The 14,682-nt window shown below is 41.7% G+C and carries 17 protein-coding genes; 11 read left to right on the top strand and 6 right to left on the bottom strand.

Features of this window, described 5'->3' with window-relative positions:
- Positions 1 to 106 precede the first annotated feature (106 nt).
- The 3 genes from P2W73_RS16875 (at position 107) to P2W73_RS16865 (ending at position 1,890) form a co-directional block, all read left to right on the top strand.
- Positions 107 to 595: a DinB family protein gene (locus P2W73_RS16875; protein ID WP_276503256.1), complete on the top strand. Its 489-nt coding sequence runs from the start codon at positions 107 to 109 to the stop codon at positions 593 to 595.
- A 55-nt stretch (positions 596 to 650) separates the two neighbouring features.
- A complete protein-coding gene (locus P2W73_RS16870; protein ID WP_276503255.1) occupies positions 651 to 1,040 on the top strand; it encodes a helix-turn-helix domain-containing protein in 390 nt (129 codons plus the stop codon).
- A gap of 85 nt (positions 1,041 to 1,125) precedes the next feature.
- Positions 1,126 to 1,890 (top strand): SDR family NAD(P)-dependent oxidoreductase, encoded by a 765-nt coding sequence (locus P2W73_RS16865; RefSeq protein WP_276503254.1) that lies wholly within the window; start codon positions 1,126 to 1,128, stop codon positions 1,888 to 1,890.
- Positions 1,891 to 2,053: 163 nt separating this feature from the next.
- Here the strand turns inward: P2W73_RS16865 and P2W73_RS16860 are convergent, their stop codons facing one another.
- Positions 2,054 to 2,209, bottom strand: coding sequence for a hypothetical protein (locus P2W73_RS16860; protein WP_276503253.1), 156 nt, complete (start codon positions 2,207 to 2,209; stop codon positions 2,054 to 2,056).
- Between the two features lie 43 nt (positions 2,210 to 2,252).
- On the opposite strand from P2W73_RS16860, the gene P2W73_RS16855 reads away from it, so the two are divergent.
- Together P2W73_RS16855 and P2W73_RS16850 are read left to right on the top strand one after the other, a co-directional pair.
- Positions 2,253 to 2,531 carry a hypothetical protein gene (locus P2W73_RS16855; RefSeq protein ID WP_276503252.1) on the top strand — a complete coding sequence of 93 codons (279 nt, stop codon included), beginning with the start codon at positions 2,253 to 2,255 and terminating at the stop codon, positions 2,529 to 2,531.
- 212 nt (positions 2,532 to 2,743) lie between these two features.
- Positions 2,744 to 4,294 carry a serine hydrolase domain-containing protein gene (locus tag P2W73_RS16850; RefSeq protein ID WP_276503251.1) on the top strand — a complete coding sequence of 517 codons (1,551 nt, stop codon included), beginning with the start codon at positions 2,744 to 2,746 and terminating at the stop codon, positions 4,292 to 4,294.
- 188 nt (positions 4,295 to 4,482) lie between these two features.
- On the opposite strand, the gene P2W73_RS16845 is transcribed toward P2W73_RS16850, so the two are convergent.
- Both P2W73_RS16845 and P2W73_RS16840 read right to left on the bottom strand, forming a co-directional pair.
- Positions 4,483 to 4,797, bottom strand: coding sequence for a ferritin family protein (locus P2W73_RS16845; protein ID WP_276503250.1), 315 nt, complete (start codon positions 4,795 to 4,797; stop codon positions 4,483 to 4,485).
- A 430-nt stretch (positions 4,798 to 5,227) separates the two neighbouring features.
- Entirely contained in the window at positions 5,228 to 5,554 is a 327-nt protein-coding gene (locus P2W73_RS16840; protein ID WP_276503249.1) for a YdhR family protein, read from the bottom strand.
- A gap of 175 nt (positions 5,555 to 5,729) precedes the next feature.
- Between P2W73_RS16840 and P2W73_RS16835 the strand changes: the two genes are divergently transcribed.
- The 3 genes from P2W73_RS16835 (at position 5,730) to P2W73_RS16825 (ending at position 7,897) form a co-directional block, all read left to right on the top strand.
- On the top strand, positions 5,730 to 6,545 hold the full coding sequence (locus P2W73_RS16835) for an SDR family oxidoreductase (RefSeq protein ID WP_276503248.1): 816 nt from the start codon (positions 5,730 to 5,732) through the stop codon (positions 6,543 to 6,545).
- A 66-nt stretch (positions 6,546 to 6,611) separates the two neighbouring features.
- On the top strand, positions 6,612 to 7,502 hold the full coding sequence (locus P2W73_RS16830; RefSeq protein WP_276503247.1) for a helix-turn-helix domain-containing protein: 891 nt from the start codon (positions 6,612 to 6,614) through the stop codon (positions 7,500 to 7,502).
- Between the two features lie 185 nt (positions 7,503 to 7,687).
- The gene (locus tag P2W73_RS16825; protein ID WP_276503246.1) at positions 7,688 to 7,897 is read left to right on the top strand and encodes a hypothetical protein; all 210 of its coding nucleotides are present in this window, start codon (positions 7,688 to 7,690) and stop codon (positions 7,895 to 7,897) included.
- A gap of 125 nt (positions 7,898 to 8,022) precedes the next feature.
- On the opposite strand, the gene P2W73_RS16820 is transcribed toward P2W73_RS16825, so the two are convergent.
- Positions 8,023 to 8,928, bottom strand: coding sequence for an alpha/beta fold hydrolase (locus P2W73_RS16820; RefSeq protein WP_276503245.1), 906 nt, complete (start codon positions 8,926 to 8,928; stop codon positions 8,023 to 8,025).
- A 235-nt stretch (positions 8,929 to 9,163) separates the two neighbouring features.
- Between P2W73_RS16820 and P2W73_RS16815 the strand changes: the two genes are divergently transcribed.
- The gene (locus P2W73_RS16815; RefSeq protein ID WP_276503244.1) at positions 9,164 to 10,162 is read left to right on the top strand and encodes an aldo/keto reductase; all 999 of its coding nucleotides are present in this window, start codon (positions 9,164 to 9,166) and stop codon (positions 10,160 to 10,162) included.
- A 29-nt stretch (positions 10,163 to 10,191) separates the two neighbouring features.
- Here P2W73_RS16815 and P2W73_RS16810 read toward each other — a convergent pair whose 3' ends face one another.
- Both P2W73_RS16810 and P2W73_RS16805 read right to left on the bottom strand, forming a co-directional pair.
- Positions 10,192 to 11,115, bottom strand: a complete 924-nt coding sequence (locus P2W73_RS16810; RefSeq protein ID WP_276503243.1) for an alpha/beta fold hydrolase — start codon at positions 11,113 to 11,115, stop codon at positions 10,192 to 10,194.
- Positions 11,116 to 11,197: 82 nt separating this feature from the next.
- Entirely contained in the window at positions 11,198 to 11,764 is a 567-nt protein-coding gene (locus tag P2W73_RS16805) for a dihydrofolate reductase family protein (RefSeq protein ID WP_276503242.1), read from the bottom strand.
- A gap of 207 nt (positions 11,765 to 11,971) precedes the next feature.
- On the opposite strand from P2W73_RS16805, the gene P2W73_RS16800 reads away from it, so the two are divergent.
- Complete coding sequence (locus P2W73_RS16800) at positions 11,972 to 12,328, top strand: glyoxalase superfamily protein (protein ID WP_276503241.1); 357 nt, start codon at positions 11,972 to 11,974, stop codon at positions 12,326 to 12,328.
- 130 nt (positions 12,329 to 12,458) lie between these two features.
- Complete coding sequence (locus P2W73_RS16795) at positions 12,459 to 14,651, top strand: TonB-dependent receptor (protein ID WP_276503240.1); 2,193 nt, start codon at positions 12,459 to 12,461, stop codon at positions 14,649 to 14,651.
- Positions 14,652 to 14,682 lie beyond the last annotated feature (31 nt).

The following is a 14,682-nucleotide window of genomic DNA, read 5'->3' as shown; positions in this document are numbered from 1 at the left end:
CCGGGAAACATGGAAATTTGGGGTGAAATATTTCCAATCATCTGAACCTTTTGTTCCCGTTAATTGTTTTTTCGTTTTAAAACCCTGATTATTTAAAATAAGAAATATGGAAGCTACAGAACAACTGGACTTATTGGTGAAAATGACACTCAATGCATGGGAGACACAAAACAACCAGCTTAATAAATTAATCGGCTCTTTATCAGATGAACAATTTGCCAAAGAAATTGCACCGGGTAAAAATACTGGTGTTTATTTGCTGGGCCATCTGGTAGCAGTCAGTGACGGACTACTGCCGTTATTGGGATTTGGAGAACGGTTGTTCCCGGAGTTAGAAGTGCCCTTTATTAAAACCCCTGATAAATCAGGACAGTCGATGCCCACCGTTTCAGCATTGAAAAAAAAATTGCAGACAGTAACAGCCGAACTGGCGGCGCATTTTCAAGCCTGCACAGCTGACGAATGGCTAAGCCGGCACATGTCTGTTTCCCCCGAAGATTTTATCAAGGAGCCTCATCGCAATAAATTGAATGTCGTGATCAGTCGCACTAACCATTTGGCCAATCATTTGGGGCAAATGTTGTTGTTGAAATAGTTTAGTGACTATTGGAGCAGATTAATTAAATCAAGGAAAAATAGTTAACCTTTATATGATGACAATAGAAACAGGCAAAACAAGCTCATATCGTAAAAAAGAGATCGTCCGGCAATACCTGGCTGAATTATCAAAATATATCCAGGATTTGAAAGAAGGTAGAACCGATGAAGTGTTGGAGATAAGAGATTTTGCCGGCATGTTGCATATTCACCCGGTACATCTTAGTCATACCATTAAAGAGGTAACAGGTCACTCTACCTGCGACCTGTTTGAAGAGCGACTCGTGAATGTGTCTAAGGAATTGTTGTTGGACAAAAGGTTATCTATTGCCGAAATTGCAATCCGCCTTACTTACGACCCATCGAATTTTACCAAGTTTTTCAAAAAGTTTACGGGAATGACACCTAAGAAATTCAGGGAACAACATCTTGCTACCGGATAGAATCTAATATAGTCACCATTTATTCTTAAGCTGTCACCATTTTCTTTTACATCTATGGAGGAATTTTGCTTACAAAACAATTAATATGTCAGTACAGCAAAAGATTGCAGTAGTAACGGGCGGCAGCCGCGGCCTCGGAAAAGATATGGCCCTGGCCCTCGCCAAAAAAGAGGTCGATGTAATTCTTACCTATCGTACCAAAGAAGCAGAAGCATTAGAAACAGTAGCGGTTATTGAAGCCACAGGCAGGAAAGCAGCAGCTATACAACTCAACATGAGCGAGTTTTCTTCTCTGGATAATTTCGTTAGTTTATTACAGGAAACGCTTCGACAAAAATGGCAGGCAAATTCCTTTGACTTTTTGATCAACAACGCAGGGATGGGGGCTACAGTGCCTTTTGAACAGGTCACCGAAGAGTTGTTCAATGATTTTCTGAATGTTCATTTCAAAGGAATCTATTTTTTAACCCAAAAGTTAGTACCGCATATCAATGGCGGTGGAAGAATCATCAATATTTCAACCGGCACTACACGATTTACCAATCCCGGTTATTCGGTATATGCATCGATGAAAGGCGCCATCGAAGTGTTTACAAAATACCTGGCAAAAGAATTAGGTGCAAAAGGCATTGCCGCCAACGTAGTGGCTCCGGGCCCAATTGAAACTGATTTTAACAGTGCAGCGATCCGTAGCAATCCGCAGATGAAAGAAAGACTTAGTTCACTATCACCACTTGGACGAGTTGGCAATGCAAATGATATTGGTGGCGTTGTTGCTTTTCTATGCACAGAGGAAGCAGGCTGGATCAACGGGCAGCGGATTGAAGTAAGTGGCGGTATAAATGGATAGATTGACGTTTTGATTGTTAAACATCAAAACCGCCCTTCGAAGTTTTATGTAGTTAAACGAAAATCAAAAGCCCCGGAATCACCGGGGCCTTCTTATTTACTTCTCTTTTCTTATATCCAATAATTACCTTTTCATCACCTAATGATCATTTCCTAAAAAGATCTTAGCCTTCTTTTTTGTGGCTGCCCAGCACACGGAGGGCTTCATAATATTCCTGCAGGGAAATTCTTCCGTTGAACAGCAGGTTGTACAGCCTATACTTATTAGCTGATTTTTCTGAACTATTTTCTTGTAGTGATTCGTTTGTATTAAAATGCATAGTTGATAATTTTATTCATTGGAACTAATGCTACCATTAGCCAATGAGATTGAATAATGTAAATGAAGAGCTAACAGCTTTATGGCATTGGGTAGGCCATATTTTCAAAAACCCTTCTGAGAATAACCAGGAATCGTTTCATAGTTTCATTTTTTTGTTCATAAATAATTTTGCTGGCAATTGGTTGAGCAACCATCAGGTGCGGCCCGTTATTGGCCGGCTTTCGAAGTTGGAGACTAGTACGATCAACTCTGGCACAAAACTAAAACAAGATGCAGGTCTGTTGAAATCAAACTATGCCCGGTTTATAGATGTTCACTGAAACAATAACTTGCTAAAACGATTGTGGATAAAGGGTTTCAGTCTGAATATCTCACGACGTCCAACCGTGTTTATTGTTCAACGTACGCTGAGTCTTTCATTTGTTTTAACATCAGTAGCACAAAATATTTAAGATATTTCATCCTTGTGCTGGTGCCGTGTATCCTGACAAAGATTTATATTTAATAGATCTTTTATTAAACCAGCCTTGCAATGAACCAACGATTACGTTTTGCACCATTCTTACTATTACTGGTCCTATGGACCATTCAACTTAGCGCTCAAACAACTGCATTGCCCCGGAGCACACCCGAAGAACAGGGTGTTTCCTCTAAAGGCATTATCGATTTTCTCGATGCCATAGATAAAAGCAAGCATGAGATGCACAGCCTCATGATTTTGCGACATGGTAACGTGATTGCGGAAGGGTGGTGGAGCCCGTATCGTCCTGAACTCAAGCACACTTTATATTCACTCAGCAAAAGTTTCACATCTACAGCTGTTGGATTTGCCGTGCAGGAAAAATTATTGACGGTAAACGATAAGGTGATTTCTTTTTTCCCTGATAAGCTACCGGAAAAGGTTAGTGATTACTTAGCTGCATTGACGGTGAAGGATCTGCTATCCATGTCAGCAGGTCAGGCCCCTGATCCAACCGGTCCGATTGTTAAAGACTCGGATTGGGTCAAAGGTTTTTTTGCAACACCGATACTTTACCAGCCCGGTTCAGTTTTTTTGTATAATTCAGCAGCCACTTATATGCTTTCAGCTATTGTACAAAAATTGACAGGCCAACAAATAATCGACTACCTGAAACCCCGCTTGTTTGGACCACTGGGTATACAAGGTGTGGATTGGGAAACTGATCCGATGGGCGTCAACACCGGTGGCTGGGGATTAAGAGTAAAGACGGAAGATATTGCCCGCTTTGGTCAATTGTATCTGCAAAAAGGGAAATGGAACAATAAACAAATCTTACCAGCGGCCTGGATAGAAGAGGCGACAAGTTTTAAAGTCGATAATGCGCCGGGTGCTACACAGTCAAAGAAAGACTCCAGTGACTGGATGCAGGGATACTGCTATCAATTTTGGCGCAGCAGGCATAACTCCTATCGTGGCGATGGCGCATTCGGTCAATACATGTTAGTGTTGCCCGAAGAAGATGCTGTCATTGCCATTACCTCTGAAACGAACGATATGCAGGGGCAGCTCGATCTTGTTTGGAAATATCTCTTACCAGCTTTGCGGGCAGATAAATCTGTCCTGGATAAAAAGAATGCGGCCATTCTTAAAAAGCGACTGTCACTGCTGAAATTGCCGCTTCCTGTTGCGACCGATAGTAGTTATGCAGTTCCTGTTATTTCCGGTAAAAAATTTGCGATGGAGCCTAATCCTAAAAAGATTAAGCAAATCAATTTTACTGAAAAGGACCATGCAATCACTCTTGGTTTGACAACCGAAAAGAATGCTTATCTACTGAAATTCGGAAAAGGAAAGTGGATAGAAGGTACAACCGGGCTGCTGGGGCCTTCCTTAGTGGCAGCAGCAAAAGGTCATTTTGAAGGTTTGCCACCTTCGCAGGTAGCCGGCACTTACCATTGGAAAAGCTCCTCAGTACTGGAAATGCAGTTGCGATATATCGATAGCCCCCATACATTTATTATGACCTTTCATTTTGATGCTGATAAATTTCCGGTTGACATGAAAGATAGCTTTGCAGCTCCTGACAAGAAAATAACCTTGACCGGAGTGGAGATCAAATGAGTTCGTTGTGCAGGTTGCATAGGGCGTTGAAAAGTTCTCAGCGCTCCCCTGGTTTCCCGCTTCTCGTCCACCCAATAAGCAATGGCTTTACAACCATATTCTTTCTGGTGAAGAAGATCCTTCTTATGGCCTCAGTTAATGACGACTTTTGAGTCACCCTTTCATTGCCCGTGGCCGCTATCAAATAATCATTCAACCTTCTTCTCCGCCTTCTCACCATTTTCTACAATATCACCTTCTTTGAAAAGAATATTTTTCATGATCGTTCTCCATTTTTCTTTTTTCCGCAACAGGAATTCCCGGTCCATAGCAAAGTGGATAAACTCTTCCTGTTGCGTTTGCGTCATGATTTTTTTAGCTTCCCTGTCTTTTTCTACCGCTAAACGTTGCTCGTACCAATCAATTGCTTCCGCTTCTTCTATTAGTGATTGCATCATGCGGGCAAAAGTTCTTACCCGCTGCGGCAACTCCTGCGGCGGCTCGTGGTATTGATCAAATCCCATATTATTTGTTTGAATATTTATTGTGACGGAATACAGGTTACAAATTCTATGCTGTTTTTTTCATTGTTTCATTTCCTATACATTTCATCCGTCCGATTTAGCAATTCATCACTGAGGTTATTTGCTTCGGCTTTCTGTATTCGTTTCTTTATGGGACTAAAATAAATAACCATGCAATATGTAATCAAAGGAGCTGTGCTGGCGGTTATTCTTTTCCTCTTAATCGTTGCAATAGTTTAATCAATTCATCAACCTGAGAAGAAAGAATTTTGTTACCGTCAATTATGATGATAGCAATACGAAATCTTTAGGGGAAAAAGTTACCCGACGATGATGGAAGTTCTATCAGCGTTTCAACTCATGGCTGGCAAAAGAATTATAATCCCGGTTGAATTGCCGGGATTATAATTTCAATAACCTGTACAAATCATCAGGCAACAGCCATTTCCATTAACGGCGCCCTGGTGATTTCACTGGGTTCCTTTACAATGTCAGTTTCCCTAAAATCAAAATTAAATAAGGCAGGATGGGAGAGAACAGAAGCAACCAGCGGGCTTGCTTTAAATTGTTCCAGTGCTTCTTTACTGTTGAAAAGATAAACGGCGCCGCCTTCATTTTTTGCTTCGTCGATCAGCCAGATTTTCCACTGACATCCCGGCACTTTAGCAAACTCATCAGCTACCGATGAAAGCAAACTTCTGAACTCGTTCGCGGGCAAGTTGTAGTTGAATTTGGTGATGAAAATTCGCTGTGACATGGCAAGTGGTTTTTGATTTAAGCCGCAAGAATTTTGCCAGACGGCAGGAGGCGGCAATTGAAATACAAGTTACCCGATTTGACGGGCAACGTCAAAATGTATCACCATTCCCGACTTTTGTATAACAACCGGCTGCCTTGATCAAATCAACTTTGTGCTATAAAACAAAAGAAAAATGGCACAAACAATTTTAATTACCGGAGCTTCCCGCGGATTTGGAAGAATATGGGCGGAAGCATTTTTACAACGGGGTGACAACGTCATCGCCACCGCAAGAAATACAAAAGCTTTAGAAGAGTTAGTTAAAAAATACGGTGATGCCGTACTTCCGTTAAAACTCGATGTTACAGACCGGTCACAATCCTTTGCCGTAGTAAAAAAAGCTCATGAACATTTTGGCAGGCTGGATGTTGTTATAAACAATGCCGGCTATGGATTATTCGGTACAATTGAAGAAACGACTGAACAAGAAGCCAGGAGCCAGGTTGAAGCCAATGTATTTGGTTTGCTGTGGGTGACGCAAGCGGCATTGCCCATTATGCGGCAGCAAAGACATGGCCATATCATACAGGTATCGAGTGTGCTGGGGATTGCCACTTTACCAACATTGGGTATTTACAATGCTTCCAAGTTTGCCGTGGAAGGGTTAAGTGAAACACTGGCGGCCGAGGTAAAAGATTTTGGTATCAATATTACATTGGTTGAGCCCAATGGTTTCGCAACGGACTGGGCTGGAACATCCGCAGCCCATGCGCAACCGATCGAAGCTTACAGCAGGGTGAAGGAGGCTTTCCAGCAAGGTTTGACTGAAGATAGTTTTGGAAAGCCTGAAGCTACAACGGAAGCAATTCTTAAACTGGTTGACTCGCCCAACCCGCCGATGCGGTTGTTTCTTGGAAAAGTAGCATTTCCATGGGTAAAACAGGTTTATACGGAAAGATTAGCAGAATGGGAAAGCTGGAATGAAGTAGCTGTGAAAGCACACGGTTAAAATGATTTATTCAAAAGCAAAATATACAAAGTGTCGCCTTGTATATTTTGCTTTCAACTGATAGCAATGAAACATGTAAAGAATTTAAGTGATCTACACAATGAGCATGGGTTTCCGCCGCCGGAACATCCGCTGATCAGTTTAATAAAATGTAACGGCACCTGTACCAACCCCGGCATCGAACACAGCAGCGATTTTTATATGATCGGGTTCAAAAAATTCAAGTCCGGAACCATGTTGTATGGCAAAACAAAGTATGATCATGACCGTGGCACCATGTCGTTTATGAAGCCCGGCCAGTTCGTTGGCATGCGTAATCTTGAATTAGAAGAAAATGGATTCATCATTTACGTTCACGAAGATTTTTTGATGGGTCATCCTTTGTATAATGAAATAAAAAAATATGGCTACTTCGATTATGAAGTGAACGAGGCATTGCACCTGACGCCGCGGGAAGAGCAGATCATCTGGGAACTATTTTATAAAATGGAGACGGAGTATTATAATAACCAGGATGAATACAGTAAAGGAATTATTCTTGGTCACCTGGATTCCATTTTGAAATATGCCCAGCGTTTTTATAAACGGCAATTCATTAACCGAACCGAACTATCGGGAACCCTGGTAACAAAATTCAATACTGTACTGCGGAATTATGCGGAGAAAGGCTTGTTGAATGAAAATGGATTGCCCACCGTCAAGCAAATGGCTTTGCAATTAAATATTTCATCACGCTACCTGAGTGATCTATTAAAACAGGAAACAGGCAAAACTGCTCTTGAGCATATTCATATTTTTCTTGTCAATGAAGCCAAAAATTTATTAGTTGGCTCGGATAACACTATCGCCGAAACAGCTTACCGGCTTGGCTTTGAAAACCCGCCATATTTTTCCCGGTTGTTTAAAAAGGAAGTCGGATTAAGTCCGAATGAATACCGGGAGAAGTTTTTGAATTAATGCAGTAAGATTGTCAACTACAATTTATTCTTGCCATTTATACTAACAGCAGGTAATCTGCGCTTATTATCTTTTCTTCTAACACTTCCTGTCGACCGGAAAATAAATCGTTTCAAAGATGTTCCGGTTGCATCATTGTTTTCTTATTGTCAGCTCTGACCTTATTCTTCCCTGTTTTTAAATCAGTGATAGGGTTAAAGTATATCTGGCAGCGATGGGATATCAACAAGAAAATAGATGAGATCGTGGCCATCGGCGGAAATACACCGGAAGAAAATAAAAGGGCCTGGGCGGGAATAAAAAAATTGGAAGAAAAGGTGATTGATCTCTATGGTGACAGCCCTTTTATCGGAAACACATTACCATCCGCTGATGAAAAGAATCGGCATGTATGAAGAAAAATTTGCAGCCCGATCAACAGAAATTCCGGCCACAAACATGATAACTGAAACTGTCAAATCTCTCACTTTGGTAAAAGAGAAAATCTGATATAGTAAAATGAGTTCCTATAACTCTCTGCTTATTTTCTAGCAGCTTTTTCATAAGTATCGAGGATGCCCTGCCTGATGGCTGGCCATTCATACTGCGCCAGCAAATGTTTTCTGCCATTTAAAAATTTTATTTCCAGTGAAGGCACATTTATCAATTGTTGCCTGGCAAACCCTGCATTGGAGGTGTCAACAATATCGTCCCTGGCGCCTTGCAGGTAATAGACCGGAACCCGGATATTTTTCCATAGTGGCAGCATTTTTTCCAACTCTTGTTTGTGGTATACTTTCTCCGTATTGGCAGAACGGAAAATGCGGGGAATAAACCAGCGCAGTGACCAGTGCTCAATATAGGGTGTGATGCTAAAATAAGTTTCGCGGCCTGGTCCAATTGCAGGGCCTGTCAGGACCAAACCATCCACCAACTCCGGGTGATCCATTGCGAGGCGACAAGCGATAGATGCGCCATATGAACTCCCCACCACTAAGATGGGGTGGTGCGCATGATTAAGACTATCCAATATAGGGCGAATCATTTCCACTTGTTTCTCAATTGACGGCTCGGGATTACCCAAACCGGAATAACCATAGCCGGGACGATCTACCGCATACATCCTGAAACGTCCGTGCAAGGCGCTGTCTTTATACCGCCGGCTGTAGTAACTGATAGAACCCGGTGAACCGTGCAGAAAAAGCAAGGTGGGGAGAGTGTCATTCCCCGCAGCTACATAGCGCAACCTGCGCCCCTTTGATGTATAATAATGTATTGTTGCATCAATGTTTTGTTCGGTAAATATTTTATTCAATTCTTCGTCTGAACGGCGAAACTGGACATAGTGATCAAAAATGAGGCAGGCAATAATGATCATACCGATCAGTATTACCAGGACACGCAATGTCCTTCGCAACCATCTTCCTTTTCGTACTTGTTTCAGCATGGGTATATAAATTTAGGAAGAGCTTTTATTTTTATAATAACAAATGATTAAAAAAATAGCGGATGCGTTTTCTCTATTCGAAGCCGTTTTGATTTTAAGGGCTGTTAATAATTGTTATGCCAGTCGCAGTGTCGCCATTCTCTTTTTCGGAAATAAATTTATCGCTAACATTGCACTGCATGTGGGCAATCTTTCGCTAATTTTTTTGCACTTTAGTTTGAAATAAAAGTTAATCATGGAATATAGAAAAATCGGTACATCAGATCTTGAATTGTCAGTGGTAACTTTTGGTGCATGGGCAGCAGGCGGCTGGATGTGGGGCGGAACAGAAAGAAAGGAAGCCATTACTGCGATACAGGCTTCTTATGATCTCGGCGTTACCTCCATCGATACGGCACCAATTTATGGACAAGGAGCCAGTGAAGAGATAGTAGGTGAAGCAATAAAAAATATTCCAAGAGATAAGGTGCAGCTATTGACGAAATATGGGCTGCGATGGGATTTGCGCAAAGGCGAATTTTATTTCAAAAGCAAAAACAATGAGGGTATTGATATTGACATCTACCGGTATGCCGGCAAAGAAAGTGTCATCCTGGAATGTGAAAACAGTTTACGCAGGTTGGGTACTGACTATATCGACCTCTATCAAATACACTGGTCCGACAGCACTACCCCGGTTTCCGAAACAATGGAAGCTGTCGAAAAATTGCAACAACAGGGAAAGATTCGTCATGCGGCAGTGTGCAATTACAGCGTTGACTTATTGAAAGAGGCACAGCAGCATATTTCCATTGTTTCAAACCAAGTGCCTTATAGCATGGTGAAGAGAGATATCGGGCAAACCGTTGTTCCCTGGTGTATTGACAACAATATTTCTATCCTTGCTTATAGTCCGCTGGAAAGAGGATTGCTTACAGGAAAATTAAAACCAGGTCATCAGTTTTCGCAGGGTGATCACCGGGCGGACCTTTATTTTTTCAAACCTGAAAACATTCAACGCACCAACGACTTTTTACAGGCAATTAAATCATTGGCTGATAAGTATAATGCTTCTCTTTCGCAATTAGTGGTCCGTTGGACGGTAGAACAACCGGGCATCACCATTGCACTGGTCGGTGCAAGAAACGCCGAACAAGCCATTCAAAACGCCAAAGCATTGCAGGTGAAATTGTCGAAGGACGAAATTGATTTTATTACAGATGAATTAAATAAACTTGTCCTGGTAAAGCAATAAGGTCAGTTTTTTGCTACCGGGCAAATTCCTTACTGCCTGAATTTTTTAAGAAACGGCGCTACGGATTTGTAGAGTTCTTTATTATGCTCAAGATATAAGGCATGACCGCCTTCCACAAGTTTAATGTGACTGGCGGGAAATTTCATGAGCTTATAATGATTGACGCCAATAGTATAGTCTCTTGTGCCACTAATGATCAGAACAGGAACAGAAATTTTCTCAGTTTTTGCCGCGAAATCGGAAAAATATTCGGGATAGCTCCATACCCTTTGCGCATATACATATTTTAAAAATGGGAGAGCCATCAGGCTATCATCGTATTCCTTGCTTGCCTTCCTGTCAAACATGAGTTTGTAAACAATTCCTTTTTGCTGAAGCCGGCCAAATATTTCACCCCAGCGTTGAAAAAGCGGGATGGAATCATTGAAAAAATGTTTTTTATCCTGTGGATTATTTCCCAGCAATTCAACTCCTTTCCTGATTCCGTCTTTGGCAGTAGCCGTTAAGTTGATCGTACAGTTCAGGTAAATCATGGCTTTGATCGTAGGCTGATACTGATGACAATATTCGGTAGCTAGTATGCCGCCAAAAGAATGCGCCATTACTATCCATTGTTTATAACCCAATTTTTCTCTTACCTCATCAAAGTCTTTGACAACTCTCTCCAGTGAGTAGTTATTGTCTTTGGCTGTATCCGATCTGCCGCAACCCCGCTGGTCGAGATATACCAGCTGAACATCTTTTGAAAAAATATCGCCGCCTTCTTTTTCGAAATAAAATGAATTGGAGCCCGGACCGCCGTGTATAAACAAAACTGGAAAGCCGTTGCCCGAACGCTTCACAAATAGTTTAATGGAATCGGAAGTGGTTACATATAACGAATCAACAAAATGGGATTGGCAAAATGCGGGATCCGAAAGGGAAATGAATATGCTTAAACAAATGGTACGCATAACAAATAGATTGCGGGCAAAACTATCATTATTTTTTTCACAGCAATCCACTTTAAGATAATCCTGTTTTATAGTTTAATGTTTATTGACCAGCAGGGACATATTTATTCACAACAATTCCGTTTTTATAAGCGGTTGAAGCTGCCAGTTGCAGGGGGTGCCTTTTGTTGAAAATGCGCATCCCGTCGCCGATGGCAATAGGATTGGTATATAAATACAATTCGTCAATCAGGTTATGATCAATTAATGACGAAACAAAGCCGGCCCCACCGTATACAATAATATCTTTACCGGGTTTAGCCTTCAATACATTGACTGCAGTAACAAGGTCCCCGTTTTCGACCGCTACATTTTTCCCGGCAATTGTCAACTGTGTTTTACTGAATACAATTTTTGGCAGGTCAACCATTTTTTTGGCAAATTCGAACTCAGGACTCTCCGGTTGATTATTGACTACATTTTCCCAGTAGTTAATAAATCCGTCAGTCATCTTGCGACCCATTAAAATAGTATCACCGCTGTCTGTAAATTCATTGACGAAAGCTACCAGGTCGTCATTCCAGTTAAAAGACATCCAGTCCAATTGACCCTGCGGGCCGGCAACAAATCCGTCAATCGTCATTTGCATTTGTAATTTCAGTATTCGCATTTTTTTATTTTTTAGAAGTTGTGATTGATTGGTGATACAAAGTTGTCAATAGTTTCAAATGGGCGAGGGTGGGTCAAACGACTTTTGAAGGGCATTTTGCGACAACTATTTTTTTCCGCGCAATTTCAAATCCTGGCGACGCTGATCTGAAAGTGAAAATTCATCTCTGATTTAAAAGCAGTAAATTTCTCCAACAAAAAAGTTGTTATGAAGCTGGAAAAATCTATCACCATTCTTTATTCAACCGACATCAAAAGAAGCCTTGCTTATTATACTGAGAAATTGGGTTTCGACGACAAATGGGAGTGGGACTGTCCACCGACTTTTGGCGGAGTGGTGAAAGATGATGTAGAAATATTTTTCTGTGAAAAAGACCAGGGTCATCCAGGCACCTGGCTTTGTATTGTGTTGGACAGCGTAGATGAATATTATGAAAGTATAAAGGACAAAGGCGCCAACATCATAGCACTACCGGAAAGCAAAGAATGGAATATGCGGGAAATGCTGATCAAAGATCCGGATGGCCATATCATCCGGTTTGGCAACCGGATAGAATGTGAATGAATATGGAGTAAACCAATCATACCTGGCAGCTTCTGTTCATCCCCGGTGTTGCATTCCGTCCCGCATTCCTTCATTACAACCCATAAACTTGTAAGCGCCTCACTGCCACGATAGTTTTGAGAAAAAAATCGTGCTAGTCAAATTGTTTATTTTAATCAGCATCACCTGTTTTTGCACCCGGGTTTCCGGTCAGCTAACGGTAAGCGGCATCATCACCGGTAAAAACAAAGTGCCAATGGCAGGCGCCAGCGCCAGCATTGACGGCACTTATTATGGTGCTACCTCGGGGCATGATGGATATTACTCTTTTTCCGTTGCTGATACGGGGCGGTTTACCCTTGTCATTACTCTGTTAGGCTACAAACGAATTGAAAAGCCGGTCGTTTTAGGATCGAAGCCAGTGATTGTTAGCGCCACATTACAGGAAGAAACCACTGAACTGACTGCCGTGACTATTTCTGCCGGCGTATTTGAAGCAAGCGATAAGAAGAGAAATACTGTGCTAAAGCCGCTTGATATTGTAACAACAGCCGGACAACAAGCTGATATCGTTGCTGCATTAAAGACATTGCCCGGCGCACAGCAAGTAGGCGAGCAGGAGGGACTGTTTGTGAGAGGGGGCACCGGCGCTGAAACAAAAGTTTTTATTGATGGGCTGATGGTGCCCAACCCATTTTTCAGTGGCGTACCGGATATTGCCCAACGGGGCCGGTTTTCACCCTTACTGTTTAAAGGCACTCATTTCAGCAGTGGTGGTTATTCTGCCCAATATGGACAAGGTCTGTCTGCTGTACTGACACTGGAAACGCATGACCTGCCGACGAGGTCTGAAACCAATATGATCATCTCATCTCCGCAGCTCAGCGTTACCCGGCAACAATTGAACAAAGCCAGGAATGCCAGTGCCGGTGTAACCATTAACTATAATAATTTAAAGCCTTACTTCAGTATTGTAAAACAAAAACTACACTACACCCACGAGCCCGAGGTCATCAATGGTGAATTGTTTGGCCGGCTGCAAACAAAACAGGGAATATGGAAGTATTATGGATATGGCAACTATAACAGCATTGCTTTCAACAAGCCTTCGATAGGAGGGAACGGGTTGAAAGATTTCTTCCAGCTAACCAACCGGCACCTGTTTACCCTGCTCACCTATAATGGCATTCTAAAAAGAAACTGGCGACTTCAAACCGGTGTGGCATTTACGGCAAACAAAGATGTGATCAATCTATTCACCAAGGCGGCAGATTCAATGACGGGAAAATTTTTACCGCGCATCAACAATTATCATTCGCAGGCAAGGGCTGTATTGACCAAAAATTTTACCGGCTTACATAAGCTCAATTTTGGAATAGAGCAACAACACCTTGTAGATAAGATTCATGCTGCTGACAGCATTCCATTTATAACAAGGATTGATCATTATACAGCTTTGTTCGCTGAGTCTGATATTTATATCAGTGCCAGGCTTGTGGCAAGGCAGGGTATTCGGTATGAATACAGTTCATTGATGGTGACGGGTAAATTATCACCCCGTTTGTCTTTTGCTTGTAAGATAAAAACGGGAGGACAGTTTTCATTGGCTTATGGCATGTATTACCAGAAACCGGAAACCAATTATCTTTTTCGCAACAAAGAGCTTGCCTTCGCAAAAGCAACCCATTACCTGTTCAATTATCAGCAGATCAAAGATGGACAAACCATAAGAACAGAAATCTTTTATAAAAAATATCAACAGCTGGTAAACTTTTCTCCCGATCAACCTTCAATTATTGCCAACAAAGGAAACGGCTATGCCCGGGGAATTGAATTATTCTGGAGAGATAAAAAATCCCTTCGTCATCTTGATTACTGGATCGCCTATTCATTTCTCGACACCAAAAGAAAATTTATTGATTACCCGAAAAAAGTACAGCCGTCTTTTGCTGCCAAACATACCCTCAATGTTGTGATCAAACAATTTGTTGAAAAAATTGCCACCAATTTTTCGCTGACTTATACCTATGCTTCCGGCAGGCCTTATGCCAATCCCAACTTATCGCCAGATCAGTTTATGTCGGAAAGGACAACCGGCTACCACAACGTTGGCTTGCAATTGAACTACCTGACTATGATTGGTAAAGCCAATGCCGTATTGATATTCAACGCCAATAATATTTTGGGTAGCAAGCAGGTCTTTGGTTATCATTTTGCAAAAGATCAAAACATCGAGGGACTATACCCAGGGCAAGCCATTACACCTATGGCAAAACGGTTTTTCTTTTTTGGCATTTACCTGAGCATGGGTAATGACAGGAGAAAACAGGTGATCGACAATTAGCAATTCTATTAATCAACTTAAAATATACAAA

The sequence above is a fragment of the Terrimonas pollutisoli genome (assembly GCF_029360765.1).
Classification (GTDB): Bacteria; Bacteroidota; Bacteroidia; order Chitinophagales; family Chitinophagaceae; genus Terrimonas_B; species Terrimonas_B pollutisoli.
The sequence above is the reverse complement of the archived record's forward strand: the minus strand, read 5'-3'. Positions and strand labels throughout refer to the sequence as shown.